Genomic DNA, 22,242 nt, shown 5'->3' with positions numbered 1-22,242 from the left:
AGCTGTTCTAATCGCATCATCGAGCAGCGCAAACTGAGTTGGATTACCTCTGAGCTTGGTTTCCAGAACAATCATGAGCGGCAAGACTCAAATCTTGTGGGCACACTTTACCATAAACAAGAGTACAGACGGATGTAAGGATCTCGGTTGAGTCTGATAGATTATTGCCAATCTCCGCATCCGCTCCGATTGGCGCGGCATTCATCTCAGCACCGCCCTTCGGGACGGTGTGAACCTTCTGCCTGGAAAAGGTAAAATTTCTTCACACCCTGCGTTGCCATCTTTACCCCATGCTTTGCGACTACCTGCAACTCATTCTGACGGCTCGTGTGTATGATGTGGCTCAAGAATCGCCGCTGGAACATGCGCCCAATCTGTCTACCCGGTTGAATAACAAACTCCTGCTCAAACGAGAAGACATGCAGTCGGTCTTTTCCTTTAAGCTGCGGGGAGCGTACAACAAAATGGCGCAACTGCCGCCTGATTTACTGGCTCAAGGGGTGATTGCGGCCTCGGCTGGTAACCATGCTCAGGGGGTGGCTCTGGGTGCCAGCCGCTTAGGAACACGGGCTGTGATTGTCATGCCAGTCACGACCCCGCAAGTTAAGGTCGATGCGGTTAAAGCCAGGGGAGGCGAGGTGGTGCTGTATGGCGATACCTATGATGATGCCTATGCCCATGCCCGCCAACTGGAAGCCGAAAAAGGTTTAACCTTCATTCATCCGTTTGACGATCCATCAGTGATTGCCGGACAGGGCACCATTGGCATGGAAATTTTGCGCCAGTGCCAACAACCGATTCATGCCATTTTTGTAGCGATCGGCGGAGGTGGGTTAATTTCTGGCATTGCTGCCTACGTGAAGCGCATCCGCCCTGAAATCAAAATTATTGGCGTAGAACCGATCGATGCGGATGCCATGTATCAATCGCTCAAGGCAGGGCATCGAGTCCGGTTACCTCAGGTGGGCTTGTTTGCCGATGGGGTGGCGGTGCGGCAAGTGGGAGAAGAAACCTTTCGCCTCTGCCAGCAGTATGTTGATGACATCATTCTGGTGGGAACAGATGATACCTGTGCCGCCATTAAAGACGTGTTTGAAGACACGCGATCGATTCTGGAACCCGCCGGGGCGTTGGCGATCGCCGGGGCAAAAGCCTATGTTGAACGAGAGCAAATCGAAAACCAAACGCTGGTGGCGGTCGCCTGCGGTGCCAACATGAACTTCGATCGCCTGCGGTTTGTGGCAGAACGCGCCGAACTGGGGGAACGGCGCGAAGCCATTTTTGCCGTCACCATTCCGGAAGAGCGAGGGAGCCTCCGCAAGTTTTGCGAATGTATCGGCAAACGCAACTTAACCGAGTTCAACTACCGCATTGCCGATGCAGCCGAGGCCCATATTTTTGTGGGTCTGCAAATTGAAAACCGGGCAGATGCGGCAAAAATGGCGCAGACCTTTGGCACCTGCGGCTTTAAGACCATTGATTTAACCGACGATGAGTTAACTAAACTGCATCTGCGGCACATGGTGGGTGGGCGATCGCCCCTGGCTCATAATGAACTGCTCTATCGCTTCGAGTTTCCCGAACGTCCGGGGGCGTTAATGAAGTTTGTTGGTTCCATGAGTCCAAACTGGAATATCAGTATGTTTCATTACCGCAACAACGGCGCAGACTATGGACGAATCGTGATGGGCATCCAGGTTCCGCCGCACGAGATGGCAGAGTGGCAAACCTTTCTCGAAACCCTGAGCGATCGCTACTGGGATGAAAGCCAAAACCCCGCATACAAGCTGTTTTTGGCATAGGGCGATCGGTCGCAAGCTGGGTCGATTCATCCAGGCGGGCGAGCTGGTTTAGCCGCGATCGCAACCCGAAAAGGGCTGTAAATCAACAGGTTCCTGCCCAAAGGCACAAAATCCCAGTAAGCTAGGTCAATGAAAGGTGTAGTTTGCGTCAGTTAGTAGCAACTTCACCCGTATTTTTATTCAGCGTTCGCCCAACCAGGGGATGCGGTTTCTTTGAGGTTTTCAAAATGAATGTTTTACTTCTTTATCCTCGTTTCCCCAAAAGCTTTTGGTCATTTGAGAAAACGCTGGCACTGCTCGATCGCAAGGCCATGTTGCCGCCGCTGGGTCTGATCACGGTTGCTGCCATTTTGCCGCAACCGTGGAACTATAAGCTGGTCGATCGCAACGTGCGTGATGTGACCGCAGCCGAGTGGGAATGGGCTGATCTCGTGATCTTATCTGCCATGATTGTGCAGAAAGACGATTTACTCGATCAAATTCAAGAAGCCAAACGGAAAGGAAAGCGGGTCGCTGTGGGTGGCCCTTACGCAACCGCATTGCCCAACGAGGTAACGGACGTTGGAGCCGATTATTTAATTCTGGATGAAGGGGAGATTACCTTACCTCTGTTTGTGGAGGCGATCGCACGCGGCGACGAATCCGGCATCTTCCGAGCCGGGGGCGAAAAGCCAGATGTCACTTCAACTCCGGTGCCTCGCTTTGACCTGCTCGACTTCGATGCCTATGCCGAAATGTCGGTGCAGTTTTCGCGCGGCTGTCCGTTTCAGTGCGAGTTCTGCGACATTATTGTGCTGTATGGCCGCAAGCCGCGCACCAAAGCGCCCGATCAACTGCTGAAGGAACTCGATCGCCTTTACGAATTAGGCTGGCGGCGCAGCATCTTCATGGTGGATGACAATTTCATCGGCAACAAGCGCAACGTCAAGCTGTTTCTGAAAGAGCTAAAGCCGTGGATGGTGGAACACCAGTATCCCTTCTCCTTTGCCACAGAAGCGTCGGTGGATCTGGCGCAGGATCAGGAATTGATGGATGCAATGGTGCAGTGCAACTTTGGCGCGGTGTTTCTCGGTATTGAAACCCCCGATGAAGCCAGTCTGACGCTAACCCAAAAGCACCAGAACACGCGAGATTCGCTCAGTGATGCGGTTCATGCGATTACGCGATCGGGCTTGCGGGTAATGGCCGGGTTCATCATCGGCTTTGATGGCGAAAAGAAAGGGGCGGGCGATCGCATTGTGCAGTTCGTTGAGCAGACCTCTATTCCCACTGCGCTATTCAGTATGCTGCAAGCCCTGCCCGATACGGCTCTCTGGCATCGGTTGGAAAAAGAAGGACGGCTTCGCAGCAAGTCGGCCAACATCAACCAGACGACGTTGATGAACTTTGTGCCAACGCGACCGCTGGAGGAGATCGCTCAGGAGTATGTGGATGCCTTCTGCCGATTGTACGACCCGGCAAAGTTTCTCGATCGCGCCTATCGCCATTACCGCATTTTAGGAGAAGCCACCTATCCTAAGAAAGGGAAGCGATCGAAGAAGGCCGTAAATTGGGTAACCATTCGAGCCTTCCTTACCATCTGCTGGCGGCAGGGTGCCCTACGCAAAACACGCTGGCAGTTCTGGCGCAATCTGTGGAACATGTGGCGTTATAATCCGGGCGGAATTAGCAGCTACCTGTCGGTGTGCGCCCAAATTGAACACTTCCTGGAGTACCGCGAAATTGTGACGCGCGAAATTGGGGAGCAGGTATCTCAGTTCTTAAAGGAGGAGGCAACCCTGGAGGCTCAGGTGAAGCCAAAGGTTGCGGTGTAACAGCGATGCCGTCATATGCTTCAGCCAGCGATCGCGCTAACGGTTGGACTCCATCACCAGGGTGTTAGATTTGCGTAAAGTGTGTGTATAATCACACACCTGTTTAGATAAACGGTACAGAAATACGGGCACTTGGTTTGGGTGCCCTATTTTTGCCCTGGCACACGATCGCTACACGAGGCTTTTGAGATGCGCGTTTTACTGATTTATCCCCAGTTTCCCAAAAGTTTCTGGTCGTTTGAGAAAACGTTAGAACTGGTAGGCTTCAAGGCTCAGCTTCCCCCCTTGGGCATTGTCACGGTCGCGGCCATTCTGCCCCAAACCTGGGAGTTTAAGCTGGTCGATCGCAACGTGCGAGATGTCACTTCAGACGAGTGGGAGTGGGCTGAACTGGTGTTGCTATCCGCCATGATTGTGCAAAAAGCGGACTTTAGGGCGCAAATTCAAGAAGCGAAGCGTCGTGGTAAGCGGGTGGCGGTGGGTGGTCCCTATCCTACCGCGCTGCCGGAGGAAGCCAATACTGCCGGGGCAGATTTCTTAATTTTGGATGAGGGCGAAATTACCCTGCCGCTGTTTGTGGATGCGGTTGAGCGGGGCGATCGCACCGGGATTTTCCGCTCGAATGGTGAAAAACCTCCAGTCACCGATACCCCCATTCCCCGCTTCGACCTGCTGCAATTTGATGCCTACGCCGAAATGTCGGTGCAGTTTTCGCGTGGATGCCCGTTTCAGTGCGAGTTTTGCGACATCATTGTGCTGTATGGCCGCAAGCCGCGCACTAAAACGCCAGATCAGCTCATTGCAGAACTTCAGCGGCTCTACGAATTGGGCTGGCGGCGCAGCATTTTTATGGTGGATGACAACTTCATTGGCAACAAACGCAACGTTAAGCGGCTGCTGCACGACCTGAAGCGCTGGCAGGAGGAGAATGGCTATCCCTTTGCATTTGCGACTGAAGCATCGGTGGATTTAGCCCAAGATCCAGAACTGATGCAGATGATGGTGGACTGTAATTTTGGCGCAGTCTTTTTAGGCATTGAAACTCCTGATGCTGACAGTCTGGCATTAACCAAAAAGTATCAGAATAATCGTGATCCAATTGTGGATTCGGTGATGAGGATTGCCCAATCAGGCTTGCGGGTAATGGCCGGATTCATCATTGGCTTTGATGGTGAAAAGAAGGGGGCGGGCGATCGCATCGCTCAGTTTGTGGAACAGACGGCGATTCCAACCGCCATGTTTAGCATGTTACAGGCATTGCCCGATACAGCGTTGTGGCATCGCCTTGGGCGTGAAGGTCGCTTGCTATCGGAACGGGGAGACGGACACCAGGCGACGCTAATGAACTTCATGCCCACTCGCCCGTTGGAGGATATTGCCCACGAGTATGTCCAGGCATTCTGGACGCTCTACGACCCGATCACAGTGCTGAATCGTACCTACCGTCATTTTCTGGTGTTAGGAGAGGCACATCGCCGCAACCAGCAGGAACATCCCCGTACCAACTCTACGGGTAGCCCGGATGTCAATTGGGCGACGATTTGGGCGCTGCTCATCATCTGCTGGCGGCAGGGGGTGGTACGCAAGTCTCGCTGGCGGTTCTGGGTAAATTTGATTAGCCTGACGGTGCGTTATCCCGCCGTAGTGGGCAATTATCTGTCAGTATGTGCTCAGGCCGAGCATTTTCTGGACTATCGCCAGATTGTACGGAGCCAGATCGAGCAGCAGTTAAATGAGTATTTAAGCCAGTATCCTGCTGAACGTCAGCAAGTTGCTGAGGTGAATGTTGCGGCTTAGCGTTAATTTGCCGTAGAGACGTGTTTGATTCATCTCGTGTTAGAGGGTGTTTGAAACGTATCTTTTACGTCCCGGTAGGGGCGAAGCATTCGGTAGACAATGTCTCGGTTGTTCCAGCCATCCTGATTCGTAGATTGCTTCTCGCAGAGTATGCTTCGCCCCTACACCTATCGGGTAACTAATCAGACCTTCATCCTCTTACAGCCATTTCCATTCACCACGCCTTAAACCCTAAACCCCACACCCATCTTGGCGAGACTGTGGCTTACTCGATTGAGAACCGCTGTAAGTCAACGCTCAAGAACTGGCTCAACCTCTGTAGAATTGAACCGCTACTGATTGTCGGCAAACTGAGCGTTGACCCATCAATTCTTAGGTTACAAAACCTCTGTATGTGAAAGACATAATTGAAGTAGTTATGTCTACAAAAGCAACGTTAAAAACTTGACAGCTCTTCTTACTCTGTGGTGAAAATAATGTTCAGGAATAACAAAAAATCAGTAAAAATGATGAAAACTTCAAAGTTATCTTCCAAATCCGGCCATTAATGCTTTAGTAGAGTTTCTCTCTCGCCAAACCATTTTGATCGCATCTTTTTGACCATTTTGACAATGTATATTTGCGCCCAAGTTTACCCGTAACCCCACAATCAAGACGCAATGAATGGGGAGTTATAGTCAGTCAACTTATACGGCATGCGGCAAATTAACAGCATTAACCCTGTAACTTTTTTAACATTTACTCTCGCTGGATATGGGTGGTTTTATATATCAGGCAATGCCGTCAAGCCCGTTGGTTCAACACCATTGGGCAGAATGACTGACTTAACAGAAGCAACAGTAGGGGTGTGAGGGAGATTAGCCGCATCGAGCAGCCCAAGCCAGATTTCGCTTTAGCATTCACAAGATTGAACATTATTTAATCACTGATGTAATTAGGTTAAACAACCGTTAGAACAGTAGCTTAACGAGATAACAGCCTACACTCACATTGTCTGAAAATGCGAAGGCAGAATGAAGCCGTCTAGTCTCCAGACTGCTGTATTGCTGTCGCTTCAAACCAGCTAACCGTTGCTAACCCTACTGAATATTACGTTCGCAGCACACTCAGATCCAGTTTTGATTCAAGTCTAGTTTTTTACTTTCGCGTTTGCTGAGAAGTGCGCCTAATTGCGCCTCATCAAGTCATGAACCGTATTAGCAGCAGATTCGTGATGATGTCTATGTATCAGGAAGTTCAACATTCATGGAATTTCTATGCTGGAATATTACTGCGATCGCCTACCCGCTGAGAGCCTTGCTCTAGAGCAAGGCGTATTCTTATCACCGACTCAGCGGCAATTTCTGTTGAATAAGCTGCAAAGCAATTTGCGGCCAGAGCACCGCCGTCGAATTGAAATCATGTTGCTTGCCGATATGGGGCAATCTCAAACCCAAATTTGTGAAGCGTTGCAGTGTTCTCACGATACGGCCCGTTATTGGATTTCAATGGTGCAGGCGGGTCGCATTCATGCTTGGGACGACCTGCCGATTGGTCGCCCTAAAACGATTAACGAGCCTTATCTCGATCGCCTGAAAGAATTGGCCAACCGCAGCCCCCGCGATTATGGCTATTCATTTCGGCAGTGGACGGGGCAGTGGCTCAGCAAACACCTACACCGTGAGTTTGATATCAAAGTGAGTCCTCGCCACATCAATCGGCTGCTCAGACAAATGGGACTTTCCACTCGGCAGCAACAACCCGATGCAAACAGAAATGGCCAGCATCCTGCATCAGAGGATGCTGGCCTTACTGCTGGTATTGTTTTCTGCAATTTGCCATCGGCATCATCCCAATCGCCGCCGGAATCTTTAAAGCTATGGCCCTTTAGCCCCAAATCCTATTAGCAACCAGGACTCATACAACATCATCTTCAATATCTTCAATGAAGGAGCAGAAGCGTATGCTTCACGATCCATCTGCTCAATTTCCATTGCATCATCAGCTTGCCCAACTGTTGGCTCAAACGCTGGGGCAAGCCCTCTCTGTTCAAGACTGCTCTACTTACACGCATCACGTTGAGATCATTCAACCTGCTGCTGGCAAACGCTTCTGGCAATCTGATGCGGCTCCTGGTATTTATATTGTGCTATCAGGTAAAGTGCGATTGCTAGATGCCAATGATGAGTTGCTGGCTTCCCTGGAAGTAGGGGAATCCTTTGGAGAGCTAACGCTATTTCCAGAGGACTTGTTTAAGCCATATTCGGCTCGCGCTTCTGCTGAGCTAAAACTTGGCTATCTTCCCGCATCACCGCTGCACCGATTGATGCAACGCTATCCTGATATCAGCACGCATCTATATCAGAAGGCTACATTGTGGGAGTTGTTGCTGTTGTGCCGTCAGACTCCGCTGTTACAAAAGGTGCCTGTGCGGGAATTAACTCGAATGCTGCCGTTTTTTCAGCGGCATTCCCTTGCGGCGGGCATCCTGCCAGGTCATCTGCATCATCAAAAGCTGTGGCTGATTCATCATGGCGAGTTGTTGCACCCATCAGGAACACGGCTGCAAGCTGGCAATGTGTATCTCCCTTCTCGTTTAACTGAACCTGCCCCCTGGCAAGTTACTTATGCAACTGAGCTATACACCTTAAACGATGCAGATTGGCAAATGGTGCTGCCCTATGCCCCCCAACTGGCTGAGCAAATTGAGGAGAATTGGCTACAGTCCGTTGTTGTTCAGCCAACCCCAGTAGCGCGGCGATCGCTCCAGTCCCGGTTAACGCCTCCATCGCCTCCACGACAGCGGCGATCGCCCCACTCTGCTTACTTTCCTAGCCCACAAATGAAAGTTGGGCATTGGTGGCAACAGGTAACACGACGCTACCCTTTCTATGCCCAGCAAAGTGCCTCTGATTGTGGTGCAGCTTGCCTGGTGATGATTGGTCGCTATTGGAATAAGCGCTTTAGCGTCAACCGCCTGCGAGACATGGCTAATGTTGACCGCAATGGAGCGTCGCTTCGCGGGTTAGCGGCTTCTGCCGAAACCATTGGGTTTTCTACACGCCCCGTTAAAGCTAGTTTGGATCAGCTAGCCAAACAGCCCTTGCCTGCGATCGTTCATTGGGAAGGCAATCATTACATTGTTGTCTATGAAGTAACGCGCGATCGGGTGATTGTTGGCGATCCGGCCATTGGTCAGCGAGTCCTCAGTCACGCCCAATTTAAGCAGGGGTGGACGGGCTATGCCTTGCTGTTACAGCCAACAGCGCTGTTGCAGCAAGCCGAAGAAGCCAAACAGACATTCTGGCAGTTCTTCGAGTTGGTTAAGCCTCACGGAGTGGTTCTGCTAGAGGTGTTTTTGGCCTCTGTCTTGATTCAGCTCTTTGGACTCATTACCCCTGTGTTTACCCAACTGCTGTTGGATCGGGTAGTGGTTCAGGGCAGCACGCTGACGTTGACGGCAGTGGGGCTGGGATTGTTAATCTTTGGCATATTTCGTGTTGCCATGAGTGGTCTACGGCAATACCTGCTCGACCATACTGCCCGTGGCGTTGATTTGGCTCTGGTGGTCGGCTTTATTCAACATACATTTCGCTTACCGCTTAGCTTCTTTGAATCTCGCTATGTGGGGGATATTGTCTCCCGCGTTCAGGAAAATCTCAAAATCCAGCGATTTTTGACGGGTGAAGCGTTATCCATTTTGCTCGATTTGTTAACTGTATTTGTTTATGTAGGGCTAATGGTTTGGTATAGCTGGCAGCTAGCCCTGCTGGTGTTAGTAGTAGTGCCTCTATTCTTCTTACTAGCGTTAATTGCCACGCCGTTCTTACAACGAATCTCGCGCGAAATTTTTAATGCACTGGTGACCGAGAGTAGCTTTTTAATTGAGGCTCTTTCCGGCATCCGTACTGTAAAATCAATGGCGGTTGAGCAGACGGTGCGCTGGCGCTGGGAGGAACTGCTCAACAAATCCATTAAAACGACCTTCAGTGGACAGGTGATCAGCAATCAGCTACAGATTCTGAGTGCCACCATTGAAATGGTGACGACAACGGCGCTTCTGTGGTTTGGGGCGTGGCTGGTGATTCGCAACCAGCTTACTATTGGGCAATTAGTTGCCTTTAATATGTTGCTAGGCAGTGTGATTAATCCGTTTCAACGGCTCACCGTTTTGTGGAATGAGTTTCAGGAAGTGGTGATTGCGGTTGAGCGAATCAATGACGTTTTGGAAGCAGAGCCGGAAGAAGGCTGGAAACCGCAAGCCTATCAACGCCTGCCCCAGGTTCACGGTCATATTTGCTTTGAAAACGTTACGTTTCGCTATCATCCAGAAAGCACGATTAATGTGCTGGAAAACCTGAGTTTTGAGGTGCAACCCGGACAAACAGTTGCGATCGTGGGTCGCAGTGGATCGGGAAAGACCACCGTTGCCAAACTGGTTTTAGCCCTGTATACACCCACAGACGGCAAAATTTTGATTGATGGTTATGATATCACGACGATTGCACGGCGATCGCTGCGACAGCAAATTGGTGTGGTCGATCAGGATACCTTTCTATTTGGCAACACCATTCGAGAAAACATCAGTCTTGGTCATCCAGAAGCAACGCTAGAAGAGATCATTGAAGCAGCTCGACAGGCCGGAGCCGATCCGTTCATTCAACAACTGCCCCTGGGATACGAAACCCAAATTGGTGAAGGCGGCGGCTCTTTATCAGGAGGGCAACGGCAACGGCTGGCGATCGCTCGGGCGCTATTAGGCAATCCCCGGCTGCTCATTTTGGATGAAGCCACCAGTAATCTGGATGCTGAATCTGAGCGGATCATTCAAACCAATCTCAACAGCTTTTTAAAGGGACGAACGACACTCATCATTGCCCATCGCCTTTCTACAGTGCGTCAAGCTGATTTGATTTTGGTACTGGATAAAGGTGTTCTGGTCGAAGCTGGAACGCACGACGAATTAATGGCTGAGGGGGGGCAATACTTTTACCTCAACCAGCAACAACTGGTTACTGCTGCTTAAAGGGGCTGAGCGTTACTCGAACCGTCCCCTTTTCTGGCTGGCCGCAGGCGCTAAACCCCCCGACGAGACTGAATAACTCCTGCCTTTTTCCCGGTTCTTATACCATCCAATTTTTCTTAGCGATCGCAGGTCTTAGACAATGAACAGCAAAAAAGCTGAGCCAACTCTATCCGGTTCAAGTATCCTGCTTCCTCCTAACCAAGAGGGGTTGAGCCGTAACGGATCGACGCATTCATCGGACGATCGAGCCAGGTCTGAGGAGCCGCCCCATCCTGCTCTACCCACTGCATCCGCACTGCCAGAGCAAGACTGGTCGCACGTGACTCAAGATTTGCTAGATGCCCTGCCCAAAGCCTGGACTCGCGGCATACTGTACCTGCTAGCCGTCTCTGCTGCCGTTGTGGTGCCCTGGTCTATGTTCACCAACGTGGAAGAAACGGGAAGCGCACGTGGTCGGCTAGAGCCTCAATCTCAAGTTCTGCAACTTGATGCGCCCGTGTCTGGAACGGTCACAGCAGTTAAGGTCAAAGAAGGAGAGACCGTACAGGTAGGACAGGTTTTAATGGAGCTAGACTCCGATGTCCTGCGTGCTGAACGGCAACAAGCGGAAGCCAAGCTGAATGGGGCACTCGATCGCCTGACTCAACTGGCACTGGTGAAAAACCAGCTAGAACTCACGACTCGTACGCAAGAATTACAGAATCAAGCGCAAGCTGCCGCCCAATTAGCTCAGGTCGAGCAGAACCAACAAGAGCTTGATTTTAATGAAACGGCTTACCAGTTGGCGCAAGAACTATTAGACAAAGATCGGCATACGGCAGAACGGCTGCAAACCGCTCAGGAATCGGGGGTTGTGCCGCTTCTGCAAGTTGAAGAGGCAGAGCGCTCCTTAATTCAAAGCCAACAGCGATTAGAGCAAACGCACTCAGATATCCAAAAGTCTCAGGTAGAGATTGAGCGACAAAAAAGCACCTATGAAGGACTGCTTCGCCAGGGTGAACTCGCCATTTTGGAGAGTAAGAAACAAATTGAAGAGCTGCAAACGCAAATCACCGATACCAAGGCGGAAGTGACTCAAACCCGTCAACAGATTCACTCGCTGGAATTTCAGCTCCGGCAACGGGTACTACATGCTCCCATTGATGGTGTGCTGTTTGAACTACTAGCTGAGGGAGTTGGGGATGTGGTCAATCCTGGCGATTTAGTAGCTGAAATTGCGCCACAGGGAACGCCGCTCATTCTCAAGGCTCACATTTCTAGCCAGGAGAGCGGATTCCTCAAGGTGGGAATGCCAGTCAAAGTTAAGTTTGATGCTTACCCGTTTCAAGATTATGGTGTGGTTTCAGGGCGGTTGAACTGGATCTCACCCAGTTCTAAAGTGGTTAAATCCGAGCAGGGACAGATGGAAGTGTTTGACCTGAAGATTGCACTCGATCGCCTCTACATTGACACGCCTAATGGTAGAGTTGCCCTTACTCCAGGACAGACCGCTACGGCAGAGTTAATTATTCGACAGCGTCGAGTCATTGATTTTATCCTGGATCCGTTCAAGAAATTACAGGAGGGGGGGCTGGAGCTATGAGCTGAACCCTGTTTTGGCTGATCAGCCCACCCAAAAAGAGCGATCGTGGGTGCGATCGCTCTTTTTCATCTCATCATTGCTCACTCCTTTCAGTACAGCCCCTTAACCGCCTGAAGCACGAAAATAATCAGCGTTTAGATCAAGATTAGAGCTGCCCTGAATAATAGCAATTAGCTCATCGCCAACGTAGAGTCCTGTTCCGTTAGGTAGCGTTGCCGGGGATGCACCCAGGCGGTAGTTAGCTTTTTCACCACCTAGCTCAATGAGATCCAGGCTGGCATCAAAGTCAGTGATGAGGGCATAGTCACTATCACCAGATTCATCGTAATGAATCACTGGAGGATCGGAGTCTGGATTAGACTGTGATTTGCCGCCTAATACAAAGCGATCGGCACCGTCACCACCTGTTAGCGTGTTGACTCCGGTGGCATCGGTTACAAGGGCGATCGGGCTGGCGTTCTGATCTGTGGTGATGTAAGAAATGCCGCCCCCCGTTAAAACATCGTCCCCTGTACCGCCAGAGAGGATATTGTTACCACCAAGGCCAGTGAGTAAATCGTTTCCCTCTCCCCCATCGAGGGTATCGTTTCCTGCACCACCCGTGAGAATATCATCGCCTGAGCCGCCAAACAGAGTGTCGTTGCCACCGCTGCCGTCGATGATATCGTTACCGTCTCTACCGTCAATCTCATCATCGCCTTCAGTGCCCACAAGAATGTCATCGCCCAAACTTCCAGCAGGAAAAGGGGTATTGTCACTATTGCCGATGAGAATGACAGATTCCAGTCCGCTATTAATTACCATCTTGATTCTCTCCCTTTACTCACTTATAGCCCTGCCACCTGTAATTCGATCGCCCAATAATAGATGCAGTGCAGGTAGGGTCATATTTTCTCGCGTCACGAATGAACTGTTGCCAAATCTTAGGAGAAAGAGCTTGGGAGCTTAACACCTGCGGCAAGCAAGAAAAGGGGGCGGTTCAAGTGACAACCAACACTTTTTAGCCGTCCTCCCAGACTCCCCATCGTTTATATACTTCTTTGAATCATTCAATTGATTTCTAGATTCTTTAACATCTGATCTGAAATATCAAGATTCCAAGACGATGTTATTAGACATAACTTCTATACTTATGTCTCAATCAATCCATAGACTTATTATTAGATTAAGAAGTTAAAGGATGATTGCAATCTAATTCTGGCATCGTCTACCAACGACCAGTCCGCTATTAGGTGCAGGTTGTTCAATCAGGTTGATTTAAGAGGACACAGATCTTTAAACTGATATAAAGCAAGATCGTTTTTTTAGTATTAAAAAATCTCTTTCTTGTTCTCAATCATGCATTGATATTATAATTTACTAAGGTAAAATTAACGGAAACGACTTCATCAAAACTTCACAAAATTCCTAATTAAGCACCCACATAATAGGAGTATTCAATGATTTGACGGCATTTAAAGTTAATTCATGATTGTTCAGCCTCTTCTCCCTCATATGGGTGTAGTCAAATTTGACCTTCACTTTTTAATAGAAATAGTGCGAATTCTGTAAATAGCCTTTAACAGTAGAAGTACTATGGTAAAAGCAATTAGTATTGACCGCAACGAAATTTTTAAGCATATTCAACTCTCTTGCCAACTGCCTACTTTTATTGAAGGAGCTATTCACTGCAAAATTATTGCTTCTACAGCAGCAGCACAGGGTATTACAGTAACGCTGGCCGAGTTACAGCAGGCCGCAGACAGTTTTCGGTTGGCAAATCAACTTTACGAGTCGAATGATACATGGCTGTGGCTAGAAAAGCATCATTTGAATTTGGATGATTTTGAAGAATTAGTGTGTACCAACGCCCTCAGCAGCAAACTGGCGCAACACTTGTTTGGGAAGCAGGTTGAGCCTTTTTTCTATGAGCATCAGCTAGACTATGTCGGTGCAGCCGTATATGAGGTGGTCTTACCAGATGAAGATTTGGCGATCGAGCTTTTTTATGCCGTGCAAGAAGGTGAGACGAGCTTTCATGAGGTTGCTCGTCAGTACATTCAAGAACCAGCACTGCGCCGTTCCGCAGGATATCGAGGGATTCTGCGCCGCTCGGATTTAAAGCCAGAGATTTCGGCTGCTGTTTTTGCGGCCACTCCTCCTCAAATTCTGAAGCCGATCGCCACCTCAAAAGACGTGCATCTCATTCTGGTAGAAGAAATCATTCAACCTGAGTTGAATGACCAACTCCATACCCAAATTCTGGCCGATTTGTTTTCAGCGTGGCTCAAACAGCAGACGGAACAAATCGAGGTTGATATTCACCTTGAAGACTCACCTCCTAAGGATCTGACGGTTTCAACGCACAGCAAACCCATCATGACCATTGATCCGAGGTGAGAACAGCAATTAATTCAATACAGAGGGGCATAGACTGAGCTATGCCCCTTATAAGCTGTGAGAAATGCCGCTTCAGGAGCGAGGTTAATCGTCGGCAGATGCCTCCAACCACTCTTGAAATAGCGATTCTAAGATTTGGTCTCTGACGGAATCCGTTAATTCAGTGGGATACCATTTCTCAACTCGAAGAATGTGATAGCCCAACCTGGTGTGAATTGGGCCAACCACATCTCCTTCGGTAGCCGCAGAAATAGCCTGGACGAGTTCAGGCATCAATTCTGCTAAAAAGTGAATTCCGGCAAAACCGCCGTTTTCCTGCGACTGCTTTCCTTTGGAGTAAGATAAAGCCAATGAACAAAAGGAGTCTTTTTCCTCCCTGAGCGCTTGCACAATTTTGAATGCATCCGTTAAATCCAGCACTAAGATTTGGGATAGGGCAACCCGCTTATACTCCTCACGATTGCTAATGTAGTGACCATCGATCGCCGTGCCGAAAAGATGTTCTTTTAGCTTCTTCGTGAGTAAGGCGATTCTAACGCCTTCTGACCATTCTTCTACGGTCATTCGCTGTTGGGCTAACCATGTCTGGGTTTCAGCAATACCCAATAGCTTGTGTTCTAAGCGAAATACATCTCCAGCAGCTTGCCACTCATCCTCTGTAACCGTTACGCCAAACTGAGCGCATAGCTTCAGGATTACAGCATCTCGTTCGGCTGAAGCCGCTATTTCAGCAAATTGGCACGAGTACTTCAGGTAGGTCAGGATGTCTTCAGCCGTTGCTGGAGACTTGTCAGGAAATAACCGATTGTTAGCAACAAATGTTTCGATCATGGTGGTTAAAGAGCGGTGATTGGTGAAGTGGGGATGGCGATCGCAGGCTGATACAGCAAGCGCTCAGGAGGAATATCACGGGCTTTAATTTGATTGCGATGTAAGTCACCGTAGAGGTTGAGATAATCAACTTCAGCAGGGGTCAACTTACCGCGCTGAACGCTCTGAATGGCGGCATCAACCTCTTCACGCTGGGTTAGTCCGGTGAGGCAGACATCGACACCATCCTGGCTGAGGGAATAGCGGTATAAATCGGGTATGGACGGTTGCCAACAGTTCGCTGGCAATCCCGGAGGCATCTGCCCCAGCAGAGTTTGCATTCCAGCCGATTTGAAAGTAACCATACCGGGACGTTGAGGATTTTGGCGATCGAGATAGGGAAAAACCTTGCGCTGGGCACCGCGATGGGCGACGTTATGACGAACCATAACCACATCCAATAAGGGACTATTGATCCACTCGCGAGCCAGGTCATGGTTGTGAAACGAAGCACCAATATAGCGAACAATGCCCATCTTTTTCAGCCGCTCTGAGGTGGTAAACATGCGCTCGATGGTGCGCTGGTAAACCGTGTTTGGCCCTCGCAGGTCGTTGGAGGCATTCATGCATTGCTGGAAATCGTTCGCATTGTCGGTGTCAATCCATCCCCAAAAGAAAATATCAATGTAATCAATGTTTAGTTCGATAAACTGATCGAGTAAGGAGGCTAATATGCCATCGGGATTTTTGACGATGTAGGTGACGGTTGCCAGAACGACCTGTTCTCGGACGGAAGATTTGCGACCGCACAATTGGCGCAACGCATTTGACATGGAACTATAAAGGTAGTGATGCAAATCGCTGGAGTAAAAAAAGAAATTGATTCCCTGATCAAAGGCGTAGAGCGTGTCCTCACTGGAAATGTGTCCTCCTCCACCCAGTCCTAAACAACTGACGGTCAAATCGGTATGTCCCAGTTTGCGGTAGAAAGGTAGCGTTAATTCAGACTGTGGCGTTATGACCGCATCAGGTGTAGAGACGGTTGGTGATGCAGGCGTTGTTAAATCGGTGAGCTTCATAGGTCTAACGGAGTATAAATATCGTCGGAGCTGGCATTGAGGTGGGAACGCCACAGTTCAATGCCTAACGTAGAAAATTGGGTAAAAATAGCTGCCATTCGATCGCCCGGAGCAGTCTTTTCCTGATGTCGCGCTTCTAACAAAGCATCTGCTACTATTTGACAACGGTTCATGCCAAAGCTTTCTTGATCGGCAAATTTCTGATCGGGTTCTTCGGCAAGAGCAAGTCCCGGCGCGAGCTGCTTTGTAAACAGAGGTACCTCTGGGCGAAAGTGGAGCTGGTGTTCCAGATAAACCGCTTGCAGCACCCGCTTCACGGCCTGGTAATAGCCTTTGTCAAAATAGAGCACTCCCGAGTCGTAGCGGCCATAATCTGACGGGTTATACAATACTTTGAATGAGAAGGGAAGGCATTGCTCATTCAGTTGCTGGGTGAGGCTATCCATGACGGCAACCGCTCCATCCGGACTTAAATTGAAGTAAATTCGCACGGTTTGGGGCGATCGCTCGTGATGCTCCCTGGATGGATTGGTATTGCCGATCGCCATATAGAATCCGTTTTGCAGCCGATTGCGAGGCAGGCGAATCGCAACGGCATCACCGATCGCTGCCGTATGGTCGTGGGGTTGTAAGTGGCGATCGCGCTCAATATGAAGCGTCAACCCATTTTTAAACACCACCCAGTGAGTCTCATCTTCCTGCCTCACGATTTGCCAACCTAGATCAAAGTAGCCTGTTCCCCGGTTGCTTTGGTGGAGCCGTTCATAGAAGGCAAGATCAACTCCCTGGAAGGTATTGTTTTCCAGATTTTGATGCAGCATTGAGTCGTCGGTATCGGCATCAAGGGTCAGGATTTCCTTATAGGCACCGTTGTAATAAATGCCATACAAAAAACTTCGCAGTTGCAGACTGAGGTACTTATGCTGCAAGTCGGCAGGCAATTGCTGAAAGCGATCGATCGCGTCATCGGGAAGTTCTAACGGTTTATAAGCAGGATGACGAATACAAAAAGTAGAGTCAATTTGCAATTGGTGAACGATATCTTCTAACGCGGTTTGAAGTTGATCAGGTAGCTGATCCAGCCGCTGGTTCTGCCAGGAATTGAGCAATTGCATCATAGGTGTACCTGCCTGCAAACATGGGGCTAATAATTGGAGCAATGATGAACATCATCAGGCCAGGATAAGGTGAGTCTGGGTGAGTTCTGCCTCCGCAACGCCGAACACAGTGGGGATAGAATCTTGGGGACGGCACAACAAGGTTTTTGCCACCTGGAGCATACAAACACCTGTGTTGCCAAATGTTTTTTGATACTGAATCATAGACAAAATTGATTGAATTAACCCCAACCCCGCAAACTGCATGACCTGCCGGAAGAAATCAGGGCGATACTCTAGCATCTCTGGAAACTGAGCAAAGTAGGCACGAAGCAAGGCTACCAATGTCGGCTGAATGGTATCCAGTGGAATCATAGCCAGACGTAACGACTCTTCGATCGCCATCGATTTGCTGGCTACCAGGCTACCCAACCACATTCCTAAATAGCTGGCAATGATTGATCCTAAATCAAACGCTGGATCTCCCCAATTGGCACGCTCCCAATCAATCAACCTGAGGTGAATTAAGTCCTTTCCATCGCCTGAGCTGTTGTTAGCCGCTTCCCAGTCATTGGGTAAAAGAATATTGTTAAGCTTGAGATCATTATGGGTCAGGCAACAAGGCTTAAACGACTGGCTCAACGCTATGATAGCCTGGGGCAGGCTATCATAGCGTTGATAAAGCGCAAAGAATCTTAGTCCATCAATGGGAACCTGACCAAAGACCTCAGGAGCGATTCGTTCTAGCCCCAGCGTGAGGTTGGGAATCTGGGGGCTGGCTGGTTCTGCGCTATCCGGCTGATGGGACAAAAAATTGTGGTAGCTCTGCTGATTCAGCGTTAGTTGATGGATGGTAGCAAGAACTGTACCAATGGAAGTGGCGATCGCGGTTGGGAAAGCATTTTCCTTGACATAAAAATCACTTAGATCTCGATGATCGTCCAGGTATTCAATCACAATGATGGAATGATCTGCATCAAAGTGACAAACGTCTGGCAACCACTTCTGCAAATAACGTACCTCTGAAAACTGCTGAAAAAACTGGTGAATTCGCCGCTCCCTCAAAAATTCACCTGCCGTTTTTCCATCACGGTTGTGGGGTTCTTGCTTTACTAATATCTGCCGTCCTTCTGATAAGGTCAGCAGTAAATTAAAGTTTTTGGCAAGCTTCGGCTCAATCTGAACAGATTCTCGCTGCTCTTGAGTGCAAACACCGTGTTCAAGTAAGTATTCAAAAACGTTTTTGGAGCTTAGTAGAAATGTCATATTTAAATTTTTCTGTTTGGTTAAAAAGGTGGGTCGAATTAACCAACCAATGGAGTAGCGGTTAAATTCCAGACCTAAGCTGTAAAAGAGAGGGAGTAAAGCGGCGAGGTGCCCTGAATGAAGTGGGATAGGTGTAGTTTTCCAGGGGGGTAGAAAACGCTTCTTGTATTGTGTTAAAAAACCGCCCTTAAAAGTCAAGTGAATTGGAGTTTTTTTAGGACATAACTTCCTCTTTTATGTCCTGAAAGCCGTTGTTCAAGTGAAGTGCCCAATCGCTTAATGGCGATCGCGGCGTTTAATCACAGTATTAACTTTACCGATGGTGTTGGCGTTGACTGTATTGCTGACAGTACTAAAAATCGTTCTGGGTCGAATGGCTGACCTAAGTTGACCTAAAAACGGGAGGGACAATAGTATGCCGCCATTCACGCTGCTCGTTTCATCATCTGTCAATTCATTGAGAAACGTTTCACAGTCCTGAAAAAGTTCAGAACCGACACGATTCAAGGTAGGTATTTTGATCTTTACCATATCCCTATCCTCCTAATGCTGTTTTTACGTTAGAACCGATAGTAGTACCTGGCTTGGTTTGTGAGTCAGAATCAGCCAAGGCCAAAGAAAAAAGACTCACAAACCAACTAAAAGCGTTCAGTCTATCTGAGAACTAGTGTATTGATAGCACTTATGCTATTAGCATTGATGGTGTTAGAGTTGGCAGAAATAAGCGTGAAAGCGTAGATCGAAGCTTTGATTTCACCGATGGATATAAAGATATTTCGTCCTCCTCCTAAAACCCCTAATTCATGCTCAGTTAATTCATTCAAAAAATTTTCAGAGTCTTGAAATAAAGCAGATCCAACCGGATGAAGATCAGTCAGTTTAATGCTAGCCATTTGGAATACTCCTGAGTTAGTGAATGGATTTAATTGAATTGGTTGATAATTGAATCAACCAAAATCAAACTAACATAGATACATAGATTTGCTTTCAATGAATTTCAAAAAGTTTACTTTAAGATATCAATTTGCGTTTGAAGTATTGTATTTTAACTTATCGTGCTTTGGAGTCAATTCAGACAAAATCACTTTTACTTTCCCCTGCTGGTAACAGAGGAAGTATGTTGGTAATAAATCAACAGACAAACCCTTTTTAACAGACACTTAAGGACTAAGATATCTGAGAGGGATTTGATGGTTTGCATTTGTTTCATCGGCTCAGAAGCCCCTAAAATTGAGAGGTTTAGAGGGCGAATGCAGCACATTTGATACTCTTCAACCATCCTCTAAAGAGCGTCTGATGTAGACTACAACCTCACCAGCTTGAGTAAAGATGGTGGGACAACTCTCTGTTGACGAGCTCTTGGACTATTAATTGATGCTAGCTCGCAGATCATTCGACGATACAAAACAACTAAAGCCGCTTGTAGAGTTCTCGCCGTTGCCACAACAACACGAACCTATCATTGCCAATGAAAGGAACAGTCGAAAGTACTCATTGCAGCGAAATCTGTCACCCGCTGAAAGGATTTGCCAATATCATCAAGGGGCTACTGTATTTTCATTGCCAACGGTTTGTGCATTCATTGTTTGTCCATTGATACTGTTATTGCTACTAAAACCATTTACATTCAGTGCCGCAAAATTTGTTCTGGTTCTGCGCCGTAGTAGCCTGAGGAGCCTCCGGGGAATTTTAGCCGAGAAGTGGTTCCTGTAACCGCCTTCTATTTCTGTCAATTCTTCGTCTGTTAGCTCATTGAGGAAACTCTCAGAATCACAGAATAATTCAGAGCCAGCAGGGTGAAGGTTAGAAACATTGATGCTAGCCATGTAAAACCTCCCAACGAATAAAAGCAATGGCCTTGCAGAAAAGGTTGGACAAATTAATTGATGCGTATCCTATCAGCTTGCGGATTAAGAGGCTGTTTGAGCCAGAGTCAATGTTTCCTGTAAGGGCACAGCATTCGGCAGATTGCCTTGCACAAACGCACGTAGCCTGCTTTCTGAGAGGTGTCGGGCTACGAATCAGACCCGTTAAGACATCCTCCAGATTGCCCCTACTCTAATAAACCGCTGAGCTGATAGGTTACGTTTTTTGGCTTTTCGATAAAAAAATGGGAAGTTGAAGCCTAGCAAACGATCGCCGTATTAACGTTGCTTAGTGTATTGGCATTAAACGTATTGCCGTTCACAGTCTGAACGCTAATACTAATGCCAATATTTGTCACAATGATGATCTTCTTACCATGCTTTTCCTTTCTTTTAGAGCCAAAGATCTCCATGCTCTGGTCGTCTGTCAACTCGTTTAGAAAACTTTCAGAATCTTGAAACAAACCAGAACCAGCAGGATTCAGTTCGGAAATGTTGATACTAGCCATATCTTTGTTTCCTTAACTAAAAAAACGTAGCTTGAGGAAAATAAAGCATAAATACAAACGTTTGGAAGCATGACATTCTGCCAGCAACTTGAAGACCTAAAGCAAATAATGACGCGTTGTTCCACTGCTATTGACTTCAAAATTGAGGAGTAGCAAAGCCTACCAGGCAGGCTTTGCTACAGAAGAAATCATGTTTCCTCTTTTCCTACTGCAAACAACCAAAAGTTAGATCGTTTCCAGTCATTTTCAGGATTCTAGTAGCCGCCGACGATTGCAGTATTCACATTCGTCAAGGTGTTGGCATTAACAGTGTTACCATTAACGCTTTGAGCGCTGATGGAAATACCCAAATTCGTTACCGCAATGAATCCACCGCCCTTCTTCCGACCAGCACCTACTAATTCCATTGTCTGACTGTCAGACAGTTCGTTGAGGAAACTTTCAGAATCATGAAATAAACCAGAACCAGCAGGATTCAGTTCGGAAATATTGATACTAGCCATTGGATTTCTCCTTTTTTTAAAGAGTCGTAATGCGATCGATCTGAAACTTGAAGTAAGCTCTAAAAAAGTGAGCTATTTCTCTGATTGAAGTAGCTTAACGTTCATTAAATTACTTCATTAGAGAAACTGAATTGCACCCTTAGCCAACGTATGCGGTGTTGAAGTTACCATAGGTATTGGCGTTGACAGTGTTACCATTGACGCTTTGAGCGCTGATGGAAATTCCCAAGTTGCTATAAGCCAGGAATCCACCGCCCTTCTTCCGGCCAGCACCTACTAGTTCCATCGTCTGACTGTCAGACAGTTCATTGAGGAAACTTTCAGAATCATGAAATAAACCGGAACCAGCAGGATTCAGTTCGGAAATATTGATACTAGCCATTGGATTTCTCCTTTTTAGAACTAATGAGATTAAATGAAGTTGAAGTAGAAACCAGCTTGAATTGCCTCGTTTCTATTAGCAATAGTGCAAGATGTAAATTGAATAATCAAGTCAGTTGATTCGATTTGTAGACATAATTTAAGGAGTTATGTCTTCTGCTAATTAGAGGAAAAAGCTTACACTACCGGGCTTAAAACCAGGTCATCTCAGACATAACTAAAAAACTTATGTCCTCAATACATAGAGTTGTGGAACGGCGATCGACATTGTGGTAGCGGTACGCAGAACTATCGCTTTATGCATATCCAGTAACGCCTTGGTTTTTAATTGTTGGTGGCATAACGCGAGTCTC

The 22,242-nt window shown here is 47.9% G+C and carries 18 protein-coding genes; 7 read left to right on the top strand and 11 right to left on the bottom strand.

Features of this window, described 5'->3' with window-relative positions; all coding sequences use genetic code 11:
* Window positions 1-290 precede the first annotated feature (290 nt).
* The 6 genes from ilvA (at window position 291) to IQ268_RS24025 (ending at window position 12,000) form a co-directional block, all read left to right on the top strand.
* On the top strand, window positions 291-1,802 hold the full coding sequence (gene ilvA / locus IQ268_RS24050; RefSeq protein ID WP_193884504.1) for a threonine ammonia-lyase, biosynthetic: 1,512 nt from the start codon (window positions 291-293) through the stop codon (window positions 1,800-1,802).
* A gap of 227 nt (window positions 1,803-2,029) precedes the next feature.
* Complete coding sequence (locus IQ268_RS24045) at window positions 2,030-3,616, top strand: B12-binding domain-containing radical SAM protein (RefSeq protein ID WP_193884502.1); 1,587 nt, start codon at window positions 2,030-2,032, stop codon at window positions 3,614-3,616.
* Window positions 3,617-3,805: 189 nt separating this feature from the next.
* Window positions 3,806-5,413: a B12-binding domain-containing radical SAM protein gene (locus IQ268_RS24040; RefSeq protein WP_193884500.1), complete on the top strand. Its 1,608-nt coding sequence runs from the start codon at window positions 3,806-3,808 to the stop codon at window positions 5,411-5,413.
* 1,256 nt (window positions 5,414-6,669) lie between these two features.
* On the top strand, window positions 6,670-7,299 hold the full coding sequence (locus IQ268_RS24035) for a helix-turn-helix domain-containing protein (RefSeq protein ID WP_193884498.1): 630 nt from the start codon (window positions 6,670-6,672) through the stop codon (window positions 7,297-7,299).
* 56 nt (window positions 7,300-7,355) lie between these two features.
* Window positions 7,356-10,418 (top strand): peptidase domain-containing ABC transporter, encoded by a 3,063-nt coding sequence (locus tag IQ268_RS24030; protein WP_193884496.1) that lies wholly within the window; start codon window positions 7,356-7,358, stop codon window positions 10,416-10,418.
* Between the two features lie 139 nt (window positions 10,419-10,557).
* Entirely contained in the window at window positions 10,558-12,000 is a 1,443-nt protein-coding gene (locus IQ268_RS24025; RefSeq protein WP_228035672.1) for an HlyD family secretion protein, read from the top strand.
* Between the two features lie 102 nt (window positions 12,001-12,102).
* Here the strand turns inward: IQ268_RS24025 and IQ268_RS24020 are convergent, their stop codons facing one another.
* Window positions 12,103-12,804 (bottom strand): calcium-binding protein, encoded by a 702-nt coding sequence (locus IQ268_RS24020; protein WP_193884493.1) that lies wholly within the window; start codon window positions 12,802-12,804, stop codon window positions 12,103-12,105.
* Between the two features lie 771 nt (window positions 12,805-13,575).
* On the opposite strand from IQ268_RS24020, the gene IQ268_RS24015 reads away from it, so the two are divergent.
* A complete protein-coding gene (locus tag IQ268_RS24015; RefSeq protein ID WP_193884491.1) occupies window positions 13,576-14,379 on the top strand; it encodes a peptidylprolyl isomerase in 804 nt (267 codons plus the stop codon).
* An 84-nt stretch (window positions 14,380-14,463) separates the two neighbouring features.
* Here the strand turns inward: IQ268_RS24015 and IQ268_RS24010 are convergent, their stop codons facing one another.
* The 10 genes from IQ268_RS24010 to IQ268_RS23965 form a co-directional block, all read right to left on the bottom strand.
* A complete protein-coding gene (locus IQ268_RS24010; RefSeq protein WP_193884489.1) occupies window positions 14,464-15,210 on the bottom strand; it encodes a peptidylprolyl isomerase in 747 nt (248 codons plus the stop codon).
* Between the two features lie 5 nt (window positions 15,211-15,215).
* Entirely contained in the window at window positions 15,216-16,268 is a 1,053-nt protein-coding gene (locus IQ268_RS24005) for an aldo/keto reductase (RefSeq protein ID WP_193884487.1), read from the bottom strand.
* Window positions 16,265-17,383: a T3SS effector HopA1 family protein gene (locus tag IQ268_RS24000; protein WP_193884514.1), complete on the bottom strand. Its 1,119-nt coding sequence runs from the start codon at window positions 17,381-17,383 to the stop codon at window positions 16,265-16,267. Before IQ268_RS24000 ends, IQ268_RS24005 begins: the two co-directional genes overlap by 4 nt.
* A 57-nt stretch (window positions 17,384-17,440) precedes the next feature.
* Window positions 17,441-18,631, bottom strand: coding sequence for a phosphotransferase family protein (locus IQ268_RS23995; RefSeq protein ID WP_193884485.1), 1,191 nt, complete (start codon window positions 18,629-18,631; stop codon window positions 17,441-17,443).
* A 276-nt stretch (window positions 18,632-18,907) separates the two neighbouring features.
* The gene (locus tag IQ268_RS23990; RefSeq protein ID WP_193884482.1) at window positions 18,908-19,162 is read right to left on the bottom strand and encodes a hypothetical protein; all 255 of its coding nucleotides are present in this window, start codon (window positions 19,160-19,162) and stop codon (window positions 18,908-18,910) included.
* 122 nt (window positions 19,163-19,284) lie between these two features.
* The gene (locus IQ268_RS23985) at window positions 19,285-19,524 is read right to left on the bottom strand and encodes a hypothetical protein (protein ID WP_193884480.1); all 240 of its coding nucleotides are present in this window, start codon (window positions 19,522-19,524) and stop codon (window positions 19,285-19,287) included.
* 645 nt (window positions 19,525-20,169) lie between these two features.
* Complete coding sequence (locus IQ268_RS23980) at window positions 20,170-20,457, bottom strand: bacteriocin (RefSeq protein WP_193884478.1); 288 nt, start codon at window positions 20,455-20,457, stop codon at window positions 20,170-20,172.
* Window positions 20,458-20,756: 299 nt separating this feature from the next.
* A complete protein-coding gene (locus IQ268_RS23975; RefSeq protein WP_193884476.1) occupies window positions 20,757-21,005 on the bottom strand; it encodes a hypothetical protein in 249 nt (82 codons plus the stop codon).
* Between the two features lie 254 nt (window positions 21,006-21,259).
* Window positions 21,260-21,508, bottom strand: a complete 249-nt coding sequence (locus IQ268_RS23970) for a hypothetical protein (protein ID WP_193884474.1) — start codon at window positions 21,506-21,508, stop codon at window positions 21,260-21,262.
* Window positions 21,509-21,647: 139 nt separating this feature from the next.
* Window positions 21,648-21,890, bottom strand: coding sequence for a hypothetical protein (locus tag IQ268_RS23965; protein WP_193884472.1), 243 nt, complete (start codon window positions 21,888-21,890; stop codon window positions 21,648-21,650).
* Between the last annotated feature and the right edge of the window lie 352 nt (window positions 21,891-22,242).

The sequence above is a fragment of the Oculatella sp. LEGE 06141 genome (assembly GCF_015207605.1).
GTDB lineage: Bacteria > Cyanobacteriota > Cyanobacteriia > Elainellales > Elainellaceae > Oculatella.
Note: the sequence above shows the minus strand (reverse complement) of the source record. Positions and strands in the feature narration are given on the sequence as shown.